At 41.4% G+C, this 15,891-nt stretch carries 10 protein-coding genes; 9 read left to right on the top strand and 1 reads right to left on the bottom strand.

Annotated features, from left to right (window positions below; genetic code table 11):
- The first annotated feature begins 39 nt into the window (after nt 1–39).
- From QM469_RS08305 to glmS, 6 genes are all read left to right on the top strand, one after another.
- Entirely contained in the window at nt 40–1,071 is a 1,032-nt protein-coding gene (locus QM469_RS08305; RefSeq protein ID WP_000232201.1) for a 3-deoxy-7-phosphoheptulonate synthase, read from the top strand.
- Between the two features lies 1 nt (nt 1,072).
- On the top strand, nt 1,073–2,104 hold the full coding sequence (locus QM469_RS08310) for a 3-deoxy-7-phosphoheptulonate synthase (RefSeq protein ID WP_075228792.1): 1,032 nt from the start codon (nt 1,073–1,075) through the stop codon (nt 2,102–2,104).
- Nucleotides 2,105–2,149: 45 nt separating this feature from the next.
- Complete coding sequence (gene acpS / locus QM469_RS08315; RefSeq protein ID WP_315640904.1) at nt 2,150–2,512, top strand: holo-ACP synthase; 363 nt, start codon at nt 2,150–2,152, stop codon at nt 2,510–2,512.
- Nucleotides 2,502–3,605 carry an alanine racemase gene (gene alr / locus QM469_RS08320; protein WP_414276533.1) on the top strand — a complete coding sequence of 368 codons (1,104 nt, stop codon included), beginning with the start codon at nt 2,502–2,504 and terminating at the stop codon, nt 3,603–3,605. Before acpS ends, alr begins: the two co-directional genes overlap by 11 nt.
- A gap of 24 nt (nt 3,606–3,629) precedes the next feature.
- On the top strand, nt 3,630–5,645 hold the full coding sequence (gene recG, locus QM469_RS08325; RefSeq protein WP_414276532.1) for an ATP-dependent DNA helicase RecG: 2,016 nt from the start codon (nt 3,630–3,632) through the stop codon (nt 5,643–5,645).
- Nucleotides 5,646–6,021: 376 nt separating this feature from the next.
- Nucleotides 6,022–7,830, top strand: coding sequence for a glutamine--fructose-6-phosphate transaminase (isomerizing) (glmS, locus tag QM469_RS08330; protein ID WP_414276531.1), 1,809 nt, complete (start codon nt 6,022–6,024; stop codon nt 7,828–7,830).
- A gap of 367 nt (nt 7,831–8,197) precedes the next feature.
- Here the strand turns inward: glmS and QM469_RS08335 are convergent, their stop codons facing one another.
- Nucleotides 8,198–9,682, bottom strand: a complete 1,485-nt coding sequence (locus tag QM469_RS08335; protein WP_311522935.1) for a DUF1846 domain-containing protein — start codon at nt 9,680–9,682, stop codon at nt 8,198–8,200.
- Between the two features lie 152 nt (nt 9,683–9,834).
- On the opposite strand from QM469_RS08335, the gene QM469_RS08340 reads away from it, so the two are divergent.
- From QM469_RS08340 to QM469_RS08350, 3 genes are all read left to right on the top strand, one after another.
- A complete protein-coding gene (locus QM469_RS08340) occupies nt 9,835–11,445 on the top strand; it encodes a glycoside hydrolase family 13 protein (RefSeq protein ID WP_414276530.1) in 1,611 nt (536 codons plus the stop codon).
- Nucleotides 11,446–11,613: 168 nt separating this feature from the next.
- On the top strand, nt 11,614–13,581 hold the full coding sequence (locus tag QM469_RS08345) for a peptide ABC transporter substrate-binding protein (RefSeq protein WP_075227262.1): 1,968 nt from the start codon (nt 11,614–11,616) through the stop codon (nt 13,579–13,581).
- 159 nt (nt 13,582–13,740) lie between these two features.
- Entirely contained in the window at nt 13,741–15,699 is a 1,959-nt protein-coding gene (locus QM469_RS08350) for a peptide ABC transporter substrate-binding protein (protein WP_414276529.1), read from the top strand.
- Nucleotides 15,700–15,891: the final 192 nt, after the last annotated feature.

The raw sequence follows: 15,891 nt of genomic DNA on the forward strand, positions 1-15,891 counted from the left end.
TTCGCTTGGCGTCCGTTTGCTTTATAAGGAGGATGAATCATGGTATTTACAGCCAAAAGCCCTAAAATTAATATTGAAGAAGTTCGTAGTTTGTCTAAATTAGAAGGACAAGCACTTGCCAATAAACAACAACGCGATCAAGAACTTGAAGCGATTATTCGTGGTGAAGATCAACGCATTTTGTTAGTGATTGGTCCGTGTTCGTCTGACAATGAAGAAGCAGTTCTTGAGTATGCCAAGCGTTTGGCAAAACTGCAAGAAGAAGTAAAAGACCGCGTCTTTATGGTCATGCGTGTCTACACTGCTAAACCACGTACTAATGGTGATGGCTATAAGGGCTTGATTCACCAACCAAATGCCAAAGAAGCACCTAGTCTCATCAATGGGATCAAGGCGGTTCGTCACCTGCATTACCGTGTTATTTCTGAAACAGGAATGACGACAGCGGATGAAATGTTGTACCCAGAAAACCTTCCTTTGGTAGATGATTTGATTTCTTACATGGCAGTTGGAGCTCGTTCGGTTGAAGATCAACAACACCGTTTTGTAGCTAGTGGAGCAGATTTTGCGACAGGTTTTAAAAATCCAACGTCTGGAAATCTCAATGTCATGTTCAACGGTATTTATGCGGCTCAAAACAAACAAAGTTTCCTTTTCCTAGGGAAAGAAGTTGAAACGACTGGAAATCCTCTATCGCATGCTATTCTCCGTGGTGCCCTCAATGAATACGGGAAAAACATTCCGAACTATTACTACGATAATTTGATGGATACCATTGCCCAGTATGAAAAAATGGGCCTCGAAAATCCATTTATCATCATTGATACCAACCATGATAACTCAGGCAAGCAGTATATGGATCAGATTCGCATCGTTCGTCAGACCTTGATTAACCGCGACTGGAATGAAAAGATTAAAAAATATGTCCGTGGTTTCATGATTGAGTCTTATCTAGAAGACGGTCGTCAAAATGAACCAGAGGTCTTTGGAAAATCTATCACCGATCCTTGTCTTGGATGGGAGAATACTGAAGCTCTTGTTCGCGAAATCTACCAAAGACTAGGAGAATAGTATGGCATTTATTGAAAAAGGTCAAGAAATCGACATTGAAGCGATTAAGGCGGAAACACAGCTGTCTGCAGAAGCCTTGCAACATAAGGAAAGCCGAGACCAAGAACTAGCTGATATTCTATCTGGTAAGGATGATCGTATCCTTTTAGTCATTGGTCCTTGTTCATCTGATAATGAAGAAGCAGTGCTTGAATATGCTCGCCGTTTAGCAGACTTGCAGAAAAAAGTGGCGGATAAGATTTTTATGGTCATGCGTGTTTACACAGCTAAGCCACGTACTAATGGAGATGGGTACAAGGGTTTGGTTCATCAGCCAGATACTTCTAAAGCGCCAAGTTTGATTAATGGTTTGCAGGCTGTTCGTCAGCTTCATTATCGAGTGATTACAGAAACTGGATTGACCACAGCGGATGAAATGCTTTATCCATCCAATCTAGTCTTGGTTGATGACTTGGTGAGCTACCATGCAGTGGGTGCGCGTTCAGTAGAAGATCAGGAACACCGTTTTGTAGCTTCAGGGATTGATGCACCAGTGGGTATGAAAAATCCAACCTCTGGAAATCTGTCTGTTATGTTTAATGCCATCTATGCTGCACAAAACAAGCAAACATTTCTTTACCATGGACAAGAAGTTGAGACTTCAGGGAATCCCCTAGCTCACGTTATCCTTCGTGGAGCTATGAATGAATATGGGAAGAATGAACCAAACTTCTACTATGAAACTCTCTTAAATGCTATCGGGCGTTACGAGTCTATGGGGCTTGAAAATCCCTTTATCATGATTGATACCAACCATGATAATTCAGGGAAACAATATATGGAGCAAGTTCGAATTGTTCGCCAAGCACTGCTCAACCGTGACTGGAATGAAAAGATTAAGAAAACAGTTCGAGGTTTCATGATTGAATCCTACTTGGCAGATGGTCGCCAAAATCAACCAGAAATCTTTGGTTGCTCTATTACAGACCCATGTCTAGGATGGGAAAACACAGTTGCCTTGGTAGAAGAAATTTATACTACCTTAACAAAATAAGTGAAAAGGATGGAGTTGGGGGTATCTCAACTCCTTTTGACGAAAATGATAGTTGGACACGGAATTGATATCGAAGAATTAGCTTCCATACAAAATGCAGTTGAAAAAAGAAAATGTTTTGCCCAGCGTGTCTTGACAGACAAGGAAATGGAGCGCTTTTCCAGTCTCAAGGGTCGAAGACAGGTCGAGTATTTGGCTGGTCGTTGGTCAGCTAAAGAAGCCTTTTCAAAGGCTATGGGAACGGGAATTGGGAAATTAGGTTTTCAGGACTTGGAAGTCTTGAACAATGAGAGAGGAGCCCCCTACTTCAGTAAATCCCCGTTTTCAGGAAAAGTGTGGCTATCGATCAGCCATACAGATCAGTTTGTGACAGCTAGTGTTATTTTGGAGGAAGATTATGAAAACTAGTCCACATAGACCAACTAAGGCCCTCATCGATCTGGGTGCTATTCGCTACAATATCCAACAAATGGGTGCGCATATTCCCAAAGATACCCTAAAATGGGCGGTTGTGAAAGCCAATGCATACGGACACGGAGCGGTAGCTGTTGCTACGGCTATCCAGGATGATGTCAATGGTTTTTGCGTTTCTAATATCGATGAAGCCATCGAGCTTCGTCAGGCAGGAATTTCTAAGAAGATTCTCATTTTGGGAGTATCTGAGGTTGAATCTCTTTCATTGGCTAAGCAGTATGCGATTACCTTGACAGTGGCTGGATTGGAATGGATTGAGAATCTCCTTGCTACTGATTCAGATTTATCAGGCTTAACCGTTCACCTTAAAATTGACTCAGGTATGGGACGAATTGGTTTTAGAAGTGCAAGCGAGGCAGCACAAGCTCAAACTTTACTCAAGGGACATGGATCAAATGTTGAGGGAATCTTTACGCACTTTGCAACTGCTGATGAAGAGTCGGATAGTTACTTTAATCAACAGTTAGAATGCTTTAAGGGAATCCTAGCTGACTTGCAAGAAGTACCAGAACTAGTCCATGCGAGTAACTCCGCAACGACTCTATGGCATGCAGAAACGATTTTCAATGCGGTTCGCATGGGAGATTCCATGTATGGTCTCAATCCAAGCGGACAAGTTTTAGAATTGCCTTATGAACTAAAACCAGCCTTAACTTTGGAAACAGCCATCGTTCATATCAAAACAGTAGAGGCTGGTGCTTGTATGGGTTACGGAGCAACTTATCAGGCAGACGGTGAGCAAGTCATTGCAACGCTACCAATCGGTTATGCTGATGGTTGGACAAGAGACATGCAGAATTTCTCAGTTCTGGTGGATGGACAATTGTGCCCTATCGTAGGGCGGGTATCTATGGACCAGATCACGGTTCGTTTGCATAAGCTGTATCCATTAGGTACCAAGGTAACTTTGATTGGTGCAGACGGTGATCAAGAAATTACTGCAACAGATGTAGCAGTCTACAGAGGAACTATCAATTATGAGGTGGTTTGCCTCCTCAGTGATCGAGTTCCGAGAGAATATCATTAAAAGAAAGAAGGAAAGGAGAAGAGCATGAATTTACATCAACCCTTGCATGTCTTGCCTGGCGTGGGACCAAAATCAGCAGAGAAATATGCCAAACTAGGAATTGAAAACCTGCAAGATCTCTTGCTCTACTTTCCTTTCCGTTATGAAGATTTTAAGACCAAGCAGGTGCTAGAGCTAGAAGATGGTGAAAAGGCTGTCCTATCTGGTCAGGTAGTAACACCAGCTAGTGTTCAGTATTATGGTTTTAAGCGCAATCGCCTACGCTTTAGCCTCAAGCAGGGAGAAGTTGTGTTTTCAGTGAACTTCTTTAACCAACCCTACCTGGCTGACAAGATTGAGCTAGGAGCGACTCTAGCCGTTTTTGGTAAGTGGGATCGCGCCAAGGCTAGTCTCACAGGGATGAAGGTTTTAGCCCAAGTGGAGGACGACCTTCAACCTGTCTATCGTCTCGCACAAGGAGTTAGTCAAGCAAGCCTTGTTAAGGTCATTAAAACCGCCTTTGATCAGGGGCTAGATCTCTTGATAGAGGAAAATCTCCCTCAGTCCTTGCTAGATAAATACAAACTCATGTCTCGCTGTCAGGCTGTTCGTGCCATGCATTTTCCTAAGAATTTGGCAGAATACAAGCAGGCTCTCCGTCGAATCAAGTTTGAGGAACTTTTCTATTTCCAAATGCAATTACAGACCCTCAAGTCTGAGAATAAGATTCACGGAAGTGGTCTGGTTCTGAATTGGTCCCAGGAAAAACTAACTGCGGTTAAAGAAAAGTTACCCTTTGCTTTGACACAAGCTCAAGAAAAAAGCCTGCAAGAAATCCTATCAGATATGAAGTCGGACCATCACATGAATCGACTCTTACAAGGGGATGTTGGTAGTGGGAAGACAGTGGTTGCAGGTCTTGCCATGTATGCTGCTGTAACGGCAGGGTATCAGGCTGCCCTCATGGTTCCAACAGAGATTCTTGCAGAGCAACATTTTGAAAGTCTAGAAAGTCTCTTTCCTGATTTGAAACTGGCTCTCTTAACAGGTTCATTAAAAGCTGCAGAAAAACGCACGGTTTTGGAAACTATTGCCAAGGGCGAGGTCGATGTTATTATCGGAACTCATGCTCTGATTCAAGATGGGGTAGACTATGCTAAACTCGGTTTGATTATCATCGACGAGCAACACCGTTTTGGTGTGGGACAAAGACGTATTTTACGTGAAAAAGGAGAAAATCCAGATGTCCTCATGATGACGGCGACGCCGATTCCACGAACCTTAGCCATCACCGCCTTTGGAGATATGGATGTTTCCATTATTGACCAGATGCCTGCTGGGCGCAAACCAATCGTAACTCGCTGGATCAAGCATGAGCAATTACCACAGGTCCTGACTTGGTTGGAAGGAGAAATTCAAAAAGGGTCTCAAGCCTATGTTATTTCGCCCTTGATTGAAGAATCTGAAGCCTTGGATTTGAAAAATGCTATCGCTTTGTCAGAAGAGTTGACGGCTCATTTTGCAGGAAAAGCAAAAGTTGCTCTCTTACACGGTAAGATGAAGAGTGATGAAAAAGATCAGATTATGCAGGAGTTCAAAGAGAGAAAGACTGATATTCTGGTTTCGACAACGGTTATCGAGGTTGGGGTAAATGTGCCAAATGCGACCGTCGTGATTATCATGGATGCTGATCGTTTTGGCCTTAGTCAGCTTCATCAGCTTAGAGGTCGCGTCGGTCGGGGAGACAAACAGTCCTATGCGGTTCTTGTAGCTAATCCTAAAACGGACTCAGGTAAAGAGCGTATGCGTATCATGACAGAAACGATCAATGGTTTTGTCCTTGCGGAGGAAGATTTGAAAATGCGCGGTTCGGGTGAGATTTTTGGAACCAGACAGTCAGGTCTACCAGAGTTTCAAGTGGCTGATATTATCGAGGACTTTCCAATACTTGAAGAAGCACGTAAGGTAGCTAGTTATATCAGCTCACTGTCTAACTGGCAGGAGGACCCAGAGTGGCATATGATTGCCCTAAATCTAGAAAAGAAAGAACATTTAGATTAAGCTTTCTCTAAGAAAATCTTAAGTTTGCTTTTAGGGTTATTGCCTATACTAGAGTCATCAAAAAGAAACGAGGACTCTCACATGACAATGACGATTAAAGTGAATTATCAAAAAACCTTTCAAGAAGTAGTAGAGGCAGACAAGCTTGCTACAAAATAGTATTTAAAAAGGGCGATAAAGCCCTTTTTAAATACTTGCTTTAGGTGAAATATGATAGACTTTTAGTATAAAGAATCAGTAGAATTACGCTATACCAATTTTTACTCTTGACAAGTAAAAGAAACAAGTATATACTGTTTTTGCTGATTCTATAAAAGAAGAATTAGACTATACCAATTTTAAGGGGAAAGCACAGCTAGCCTGTGTCGTATATACTATGTGTGGAATTGTTGGTGTTGTTGGAAACACAAATGCAACTGATATTTTGATTCAAGGACTTGAAAAACTCGAATACCGTGGCTATGATTCGGCTGGAATTTTTGTTCTAGGTGGTGCTGAAAACCATTTGGTAAAAGCAGTTGGTCGTATTGCAGAATTGTCTGCCAAGACAGCTGGGGTTGAGGGAACAACTGGTATCGGACATACTCGTTGGGCAACTCACGGGAAACCAACAGAAGACAATGCTCACCCACACCGCTCTGAGACAGGACGTTTTGTCTTGGTGCACAACGGGGTGATTGAAAACTACCTTGAAGTCAAGGAAGACTACCTTGCAGGTCACCACTTCAAGGGACAAACAGATACAGAAATCGCTGTTCACTTGATTGGAAAATTTGCGGAAGAAGATGGCTTGTCAGTTCTTGAAGCCTTCAAAAAAGCTCTTCACATCATCCGTGGTTCTTATGCCTTTGCCTTGATCGACTCTGAAAATCCAGATGTCATCTATGTTGCCAAGAACAAATCACCTCTTTTGATTGGTCTTGGAGAAGGCTATAACATGGTCTGCTCAGACGCCATGGCTATGATTCGTGAGACCAATCAATACATGGAAATCCATGACCAAGAGTTGGTAATCGTGAAAGCTGATAGCGTCCAAGTACAAGACTATGATGGCAACAGTCGTGAGCGTACCAGCTACACTGCTGAACTTGACTTGTCAGATATCGGTAAGGGAACTTACCCTTACTACATGCTCAAGGAAATTGATGAGCAACCAACTGTTATGCGTAAACTCATCCAAGCCTACACAGATGATGCTGGTCAAGTAGTGGTAGACCCAGCTATCATCAAGGCTGTTCAAGATGCAGACCGCATCTACATCCTTGCAGCTGGGACATCTTACCACGCAGGATTTGCTTCTAAGAAGATGCTGGAAGAACTGACCGATACGCCAGTTGAACTTGGTATCTCCTCTGAGTGGGGGTATGGTATGCCGCTTCTCAGCAAGAAACCACTCTTCGTTTTTATCAGTCAATCTGGTGAAACAGCTGACAGCCGTCAGGTTTTGGTCAAGGCCAATGAAATGGGAATCCCAAGCTTGACAGTGACAAACGTTCCAGGATCAACTCTGTCACGTGAAGCCAACCATACTATGTTGCTTCATGCAGGTCCTGAAATTGCCGTAGCGTCAACTAAGGCCTATACAGCCCAAATCGCAGCCCTTGCCTTCCTTGCAAAAGCGGTTGGTGAAGCAAATGGCAATGAAAAAGCCAAAGCCTTTGACTTGGTTCATGAATTGTCTATCGTGGCTCAGTCTATCGAATCAACTCTTTCAGAGAAAGAATTGATTGATGCTAAAGTTCGTGACCTCCTTGAAACAACACGCAACGCCTTTTACATCGGACGTGGTCAAGACTACTACGTAGCTATGGAAGCGAGTCTCAAACTCAAAGAGATTTCTTACATCCAGTGTGAAGGTTTTGCGGCTGGGGAGCTCAAGCACGGAACGATTGCCTTGATTGAGGAAGGAACACCTGTCTTGGCCCTCTTGTCAGACCCAGTTCTTGCAAACCACACTCGCGGAAATATCCAAGAAGTGGCAGCACGTGGAGCTAAGGTCCTCACCATTGCAGAAGAAAATGTTGCCAAAGATACAGATGATATCGTTCTTACGACCGTCCACCCTTACCTCTCACCAATCTCAATGGTCGTACCAACACAATTGGTCGCTTACTTTGCAACTCTACACCGTGGACTTGATGTGGATAAACCACGTAACCTTGCTAAGTCAGTAACGGTAGAATAAACTAAAAGTTTAACTCATAAGCAAAAGTGAACAAAATAGTTTTCTGGAAATCAGAATGCTGTCTTGTTCACCTTTTTTTGTATTTTCAATGAAAATCAATGACCAAACTAGTTCTCTTGTGTAGATGTCTCAAAGCAGTGCTTTGAGCAACCTGCGGCTAGTTTCCTAGTTTGCTCTTTGATTTTCATTGAGTATCACTCCTTTTAAGGATTCATTAGAAATAAATCTAAAATTAAATGGTATCTCAGTTTCTATTAAAATGAGAATTCTTTTTGAAAGATATGCTTGTGAAAGACTTGCAAGCTATAAAAAAACTCTAAGAGCTGGATGATAAGGATCCAACTCTTAGAGGAGTGAGTGTCGTATTTTACTTGCGATACAAACGATCGTATTGGTAGTAAGGATCAAAGGTTACGTTGATACCTAGTTTGCGAAGAACATTCTTGTCTTCATCCGTTAAGATAATCGTAGAGTGAGCTTCGCTTCCTTTGAGATTTCCGAGTTCTTTCATGGCACGATCTGCATCAGGATTCTGCATTGCTGTGATAGCAAGAGCGATGAGGATTTCATTTGAGTGGAGTCGAGGGTTACGGCTACCCAAGTGATTGATTTTCAAACCTTGAATTGGTTTCACCACTTCTGGTTCAATTAATTTTGTTTCAGCATCAATGTTAGCGGACATCTTGATAGCATTGATCAAAGCAGCGGCTGTTGGACCAAAGAGTTCTGAGTTCTTACCAGTAACGATTTCACCAGAAGGTAATTCAAGAGCGAGAGCGGGTCCGTCTGTTTCTTCAGCTCTTTGACGAGCGGCTACAGCTACCTTACGGTCAGCTGGTGTGATACCGAGGTCATTCATGAGAAGCTCGATTTTCTTGACAGCAGACTCAGCAACTTTTTCAGCCTTAAAGTCGAGAACTGTTTGATAGTAGCGACGGATAATTTCTTGTTTAGATGCTTCAATTGCAGCGTCATTATCAGTAATTGCAAAACCAACCATATTGACACCCATGTCAGTTGGAGATGCATATGGAGATTCACCCAAGATACGTTCTAGCATGCGCTTAAGAACAGGAAAAATCTCGATATCACGATTGTAGTTGACCGTGGTTTCTCCATAAGTTTGGAGATGGAATGGGTCAATCATGTTGACATCATCTAGGTCTGCTGTAGCAGCTTCATAAGCTAAGTTTACTGGATGATGCAGTGGGAGATTCCAAACTGGGAAGGTTTCAAATTTGGCATAACCAGACTTGATACCATTGATTTGGTCGTGGTACATGTTAGACATACAAGTTGCCAACTTACCTGAACCAGGCCCAGGAGCAGTCACGACAATCAAGTTACGACTAGTTTTGATATAGTCGTTTTTCCCCATACCTTCTGGAGAGATGATGTGATCCATATCTGTCGGATACCCTTTGATTGGGTAGTGAAGATAAGAGTCGATACCGTTTTTAGCTAATTGATTGCGGAAAGCATCTGCTGCAGGTTGGCCAGCATATTGAGTGATAACAACTGAACCTACAAAGATACCGAGCTCGTTGAATTTATCGATCAAACGAAGCACTTCTTGGTCATAAGAAATGCCCAAGTCTCCACGAGCTTTTGAGTGCTCGATATTGCTAGCGTTAATAGCGATAACAACCTCAACTTGCTCCTTCAACTCTTGCAAGAGCTTGATTTTATTGTCAGGTTCATATCCAGGAAGGACACGAGCAGCGTGGAAATCTTCTAACATTTTGCCACCAAACTCCAAGTAGAGTTTGCCGTCAAATTGGTTGATGCGCTCCAAGATATGGTCGCGTTGTAGATTCAAATATTGTTCAGAACTAAAAGCTTGTTTTTTCATTTTTTTACCTCTGAGCTCTATTATATAAAAAAAATGGAAGATTAGAAACTAGAGAGTCGCAAAAGTGAGAAAAAAAGATAAAGCAAACGCTTGCATAATTTTGATAAAAGGTCTATGATGGAGTAAAGTCGATTTTAAATAGAGGTAAAAAGATGCAAGAAAAATGGTGGCACAATGCCGTTGTTTATCAGGTCTATCCAAAAAGTTTTAAGGATAGCAATGGAGATGGGATTGGTGATTTGCCTGGGATTACCAGTAAGTTAGACTATCTAGCTAAGTTAGGGATCACAGCGATCTGGCTTTCTCCAGTCTATGATAGCCCCATGGATGACAATGGTTATGATATTGCCAATTATCAAGATATCGCGGCTATCTTTGGAACCATGGAAGATATGGATGTGCTGATTGCTGAGGCTAAAAAACGAGATATCCGAATCATTATGGATTTGGTGGTCAATCATACATCAGATGAGCATGCTTGGTTTATAGAGGCTTGTGAAAATCCTGATAGTCCTGAGCGAGACTACTATATCTGGCGTGATGAACCTAACGAATTGGAGTCAATTTTCAGTGGATCTGCCTGGCAATATGACGAAAAGTCTGGTCAATATTACCTGCACTTTTTCAGTAAGAAACAACCAGACCTTAACTGGGAAAATGAAGAACTACGCCAAAAAATCTATGAAATGATGAATTTCTGGATTGATAAAGGGATTGGTGGATTCCGTATGGACGTCATTGACATGATTGGGAAGATTCCTAATCAGAAGATTGTCAACAATGGTCCTATGCTCCATCCCTATCTCAAGGAAATGAATCAGGCTACTTTCGGCGACAAAGAGCTTTTGACAGTAGGGGAGACTTGGGGAGCAACACCAGAGATTGCTAAACTCTATTCAGATCCTAAAGGACAAGAACTGTCTATGGTCTTCCAGTTTGAACATATCTGTCTTCAGTATCAGGAAGGGAAACCTAAGTGGCAGTACCAAAAAGAGCTAAATGTTGGGAAGTTAAAAGAGATTTTCAACAAATGGCAGACAGAGTTGGGAGTTGAAGATGGCTGGAATTCCCTCTTCTGGAACAACCATGACCTCCCTCGTATTGTCTCTATCTGGGGGAATGACCGAGACTACCGCGAAAAATCTGCCAAAGCGTATGCCATCTTGCTTCATCTCATGAGAGGGACTCCTTATATTTACCAAGGGGAGGAGATTGGGATGACCAATTTCCCGTTTGAAAGCTTGGAGCAAGTAAAGGATATTGAATCCCTCAACTATGCGCGTGAAGCTCTTGAAAAAGGCGTTCCAATGGAAGAAATCATGGATAGCATTCGTGTGATTGGGCGTGACAACGCCCGTACCCCCATGCAGTGGGATGAGACAAAAAATGCTGGTTTCTCAGATGGTCAACCTTGGCTTGCTGTAAATCCAAACTATGCGAAGATAAATGTAGAAGAAGCTTTAGCAAATCCAGCATCAATCTTTTACACTTATCAAAAACTGGTAGAAATTCGTAAGGAAAATAGCTGGTTGATTCGTGCTGACTTTGAACTTCTTGATACGACTGAAAAAGTCTTTGCTTACATCCGTAAGGATGGCGACCGTCGATTCCTAGTTGTGGCCAATTTGTCCAACCAAAAGCAAGAGTTTGCAGTAGAAGATCAGGTTAAGTCTATCTTGATTGAAAATACCTCAGTAGAAGCAGTTTTGATTACACAGAGCTTGGCTCCATGGGATGCCTTCTGTATCGAATTAGCTGATTAAAACCAGAAACTCAAGTGTCTAAGATGCTTGAGTTTTTTTCTAAAATAAGTGTAAAAACTTCTTTAATAAATATTAGTTTGAATTTTCTAAAAAATCACCTGAAAATCCTTGCTTTTATATAAAAATAGGGTATAATGGTGAAAAATAGTATTTTAAAGGAGAATACCGATGAAATCGAAAAAGTGGCTCGCAGTAGCAGGGATAACGATGAGCGCAGCTCTTCTTTTGGCAGCTTGTGGCAAGACTGAGAAAAAAGCAGATGCTCCAACAACATTTTCGTATGTATATGCCATTGATCCAACAACATTGGACTATAGCGTTACTAGTAAAAGTTCAACATCAGACGTCATTGCTAACTTGGTCGATGGACTCTTGGAAAATGACAAATATGGGAACTTGATTCCATCGCTTGCTGAAGACTGGTCTGTTTCACAGGACGGTTTGACCTACACCTACAAGCTACGTAAAGGTGTCAAATGGTATACTTCAGAAGGAGAAGAGTATGCTGAAGTCAAGGCCCAAGACTTTGTGACAGGTTTGAAGCATGCTGCAGATGGCAAATCAGATGGCCTAACTCTTATCCAAGACTCTATCAAAGGTTTGGCAGAGTACGTTAGTGGTGAAACAAATGACTTCTCAACAGTCGGTGTTAAAGCAGTTGACGATTATACAGTCGAGTATACCTTGAACAAACCAGAAAGCTTCTGGAATTCTAAGGTGACAACAGCGACTATGCTCCCTGTTAATGAAGAATTCTTAAATTCTCAAGGAAAAGATTACGGTGCGGCAGCTCCCTCAGGTATTCTCTACAATGGTCCATATATTTTGAAGAACTTCACTTCAAAATCCGTGATCGAGTACGAAAAGAATCCAAACTACTGGGATAAAGACAATGTTAAAATTGATCACGTCAAGCTGACTTTCTACGATGGTTCTGACCAAGAATCATTGATTCGTAGCTTTGCGTCAGGCTCATATACGACAGCTCGTCTCTTCCCAACTAGTTCAAGTTTTGATTCAACTAAGAAAGAATACGGCGATAAGATTGTTTATAGCCCGCAAGAAGCGACAAGCTATTACTTTACTTTCAACGTAAATCGTCAGTCTTACAATAAAACAGCTAAGACAGATGATGCCCAAAAAACATCAACTAAAGAAGCGCTTCTCAATAAAAACTTCCGTCAAGCTATCAACTTTGCTCTAGACCGTCACGCCTACTCTGCACAGATGAATGGTGAAGAAGGTGCAGACAAGATTATCCGTACTAGCCTTGTGCCTTATGACTATGTTCAAGTTGGTGAAAAGACCTTCGGTGAATTGGCTCAAGAACAATTGGTAACATACGGAGACCAGTGGAAAGATGTAGCTTTGACAGATGGTAAAGATACCCTTTACAATCCAACAAAAGCAAAAGCTGCTTTTGAAAAAGCAAAATCAGAATTGCAAGCTAAAGGTGTAACCTTCCCAATCCATTTGGATATCCCAGTTGAGCAGACTGATGTCATTGCTGTACAGCAAACCAACTCTCTCAAACAGTCTGTCGAAGCAGCGCTTGGAAGTGAAAATGTTGTCATCGATGTACTTCAAATGACTGACAATGAGAAAATGAGCATTACATCTCAAGCTAAAGTGCCTTCTCAAAAAGACTATGACTTGAACGGAACTGGTTGGGGGCCAGACTATCAAGACCCAGCAACCTACCTCAATATCTTAGATGCTAAGAAGGGTTCTGCTCTTAAACACTTGGGTATCACAAAAGGTAAAGATCCAGAAGTTATGGCTCAAGTTGGACTTGATGAGTACAAGAAACTCTTGGATGATGCAGCGTCAGAAACAAGCGATCTGAACAAACGCTATGAAAAATATGCCAAAGCACAAGCTTGGGTTTCAGATAGCTCACTTCTTATCCCTGTAGCTTCTTCAGGTGGTTCTCCGACAGTTAGCCGTACAGTGCCATTCACAAAAGCTTACTCTCAAGTTGGTATCAAGGGAGATCCATTTGTATTTAAAGGTTTAGAATTGCAAAACGATATTGTAACAGCTAAAGAATACGAAGAAGCTCTCAAGAAATGGCAAAAAGAGAAAATTGAAACAAATGCCAAATACCAAAAAGAACTAGCAAATCACGTTAAATAGTCTTTTGTAATGAATAAAGAAATCCTGTTTTGAAGCAGGATTTCTTTATTTTTTTCTATTGCCAATGAGAGCACAAACAGTATATAACTTTACTTTTAGGCTAAAATTTGATAAAATAGTTATATGTTATAAAACCTAACATATAAGGAGAAATGAATCATGAGCATGAAAAAACGCTTATTAGGAGCAGGTTTGACGCTTGCTGCTGCGGTCCTATTGACAGCATGTGGCCAGTCAGCATCAGACGGTAAAACATACTCGTCGACCTTTGGTGCAGATCCAACAACCTTCAACTATCTCTTGGACTACGCTGGTGATAACACTGCTATTGTAACCAACTTGGTTGATGGTTTGCTTGAAAATGATAACTACGGAAACCTCATTCCTGCCCTTGCAGAGGATTGGAGTGTTTCTAAGGATGGTTTAACTTATACCTACAAACTTCGCCAAGATGCCAAGTGGTTTACAGCTGACGGTGAAGAATACGCTCCCCTTAAAGCACAGGACTTTGTAACTGGTATCAAGTACGCTGCTGACAACAAGGGACAAGCCTTGGACTTGATTCAGAACTCTATCAAGGGCTTAGATGATTATATAACAGGTGCAAATACGGACTTTTCAAATGTTGGTGTCAAAGCCTTGGATGACTATACTGTACAATATACCTTGACTCGTCCAGAGCCATTCTGGAACTCAAAAACAACCAACAGTATCTTGTTCCCTGTGAATGAAGAATTCCTTGCTTCCAAAGGTAAAGACTTCGGAACCCTGAAACCAGATAGCATTCTTTATAGCGGACCATATTTGTTAAAAGATTTTACATCTAAGTCTTCTATCGAATATGTGAAAAACCCACATTACTATGACCAAGGAAAAGTAACGATCGAAAAGGTAAAATTGGCCTACTTTGATGGTTCAGACCAAGACTTGACAATTCGTAACTTTGAAAGTGGTGCTTACTCATCTGCAGGTGTTTATCCAAATAGCTCAAACTTCGCTAAGACAAAGGAAAAATACAAGGACAATATCGTTTATAGCTTGCAAGATGCAACATCTTGGTACTATAACTTTAACGTCAACCGTGGTGCTTATAACCATACTGCAAAAACAAGCGATGAACAAAAACAAGCAACTCAAGCTGCGATTTTAAATAAAAACTTCCGTCAGGCAATTAACTTCGCCATTGATCGTACAGCCTACTCAGCTCAATCAAACGGTGAAGAAGCAGCTAAAAACACTCTTCGTAACTCGCTTGTACCACCAACTTTCGTACAAGTTGGAGACAAGACTTTTGGTGAAACGGTTGCTTCAAAATTGGTCAACTATGGTACACAATGGTCAAATATGAATCTTGAAGATGCTCAAGATGGTTATTTCAATAAAGATAAAGCACAAGCTAAGTTTGCAGAAGCTAAAAAAGAATTAGAGGCCCAAGGTGTGAACTTCCCAATTCATTTGGACTTGCCTGTAGACCAGGTTAACAAGACCTTGCTTTCTGGAACAAACTCAATCAAACAATCAATCGAATCAACGCTCGGTTCTGAAAATGTAGTGGTTGATGTTATCCAATTGTCGACAGATGATTATACAAACGCAACAGCTCAAGCGCCAACTCCTGCAGATCATGACTATGATTTGAACTTGGATGGATGGTCAGCTGACTACCAAGATCCTTCAACTTACCTCAATCCTTTCAACTCTGAAGATGGATTCTATCTCAAGATTTTGGGACTTGATCCAAGCAAGGATGCTGATAAGATTACAAGTATCGGATTGGACCAATATACTCAAAAATTAAAAACAGCAGATGCAGAAAATACAGATGTAGCTAAACGCTATGAAAACTACGCAGATGCACAAGCTTGGTTGATTGATAGTTCCCTTCTAATCCCAGTTGTGTCAAACGGTGGTGGTGCTTCAGTGACTCGTGTGACACCATTTACACGCGCTTACTCACTAGTTGGTATCAAAGGAACTGGAAGCAACTACAAATACATGAGATTACAGACAGATGTTGTTACAAGCTCTCAATTTGCTGAAGCGAAGGCTAAATGGGAACAAGAACGTAAAAATTCTGTCGAGAAGAGTCAAAAAGACTTTGAAAGTCACGTGAAATAAGTTTAAGAAGATAGGTTGGGTAAAAACTCAATTTGAAAATGAAATTGAGTGAAGCTTTCAAGTATAAAATGCATAGTATAAAGTTTTTGAACACTTAATACTATGTTTTTTTATTTTGAAGACTTTTACCCTGCCTCTTGCTTTTTATTAACGATAAATCTTTACTGCGATAGCTGGTTGTTTTTTGTTTTC

Source organism: Streptococcus infantis, assembly GCF_047464215.1.
In the GTDB taxonomy this organism is placed as follows: domain Bacteria; phylum Bacillota; class Bacilli; order Lactobacillales; family Streptococcaceae; genus Streptococcus; species Streptococcus infantis_P.

What these genes read in the sequence shown, in the direction of transcription:
- QM469_RS08305 (WP_000232201.1), top strand. Translation starts at nt 40, where the DNA reads ATGGTATTTACAGCCAAAAGCCCTAAAATTAATATTGAAGAAGTTCGT.
- QM469_RS08310 (WP_075228792.1), top strand. Translation starts at nt 1,073, where the DNA reads ATGGCATTTATTGAAAAAGGTCAAGAAATCGACATTGAAGCGATTAAG.
- acpS (WP_315640904.1), top strand. Translation starts at nt 2,150, where the DNA reads ATGATAGTTGGACACGGAATTGATATCGAAGAATTAGCTTCCATACAA.
- alr (WP_414276533.1), top strand. Translation starts at nt 2,502, where the DNA reads ATGAAAACTAGTCCACATAGACCAACTAAGGCCCTCATCGATCTGGGT.
- recG (WP_414276532.1), top strand. Translation starts at nt 3,630, where the DNA reads ATGAATTTACATCAACCCTTGCATGTCTTGCCTGGCGTGGGACCAAAA.
- glmS (WP_414276531.1), top strand. Translation starts at nt 6,022, where the DNA reads ATGTGTGGAATTGTTGGTGTTGTTGGAAACACAAATGCAACTGATATT.
- QM469_RS08335 (WP_311522935.1), bottom strand. Translation starts at nt 9,682, where the DNA reads ATGAAAAAACAAGCTTTTAGTTCTGAACAATATTTGAATCTACAACGC.
- QM469_RS08340 (WP_414276530.1), top strand. Translation starts at nt 9,835, where the DNA reads ATGCAAGAAAAATGGTGGCACAATGCCGTTGTTTATCAGGTCTATCCA.
- QM469_RS08345 (WP_075227262.1), top strand. Translation starts at nt 11,614, where the DNA reads ATGAAATCGAAAAAGTGGCTCGCAGTAGCAGGGATAACGATGAGCGCA.
- QM469_RS08350 (WP_414276529.1), top strand. Translation starts at nt 13,741, where the DNA reads ATGAGCATGAAAAAACGCTTATTAGGAGCAGGTTTGACGCTTGCTGCT.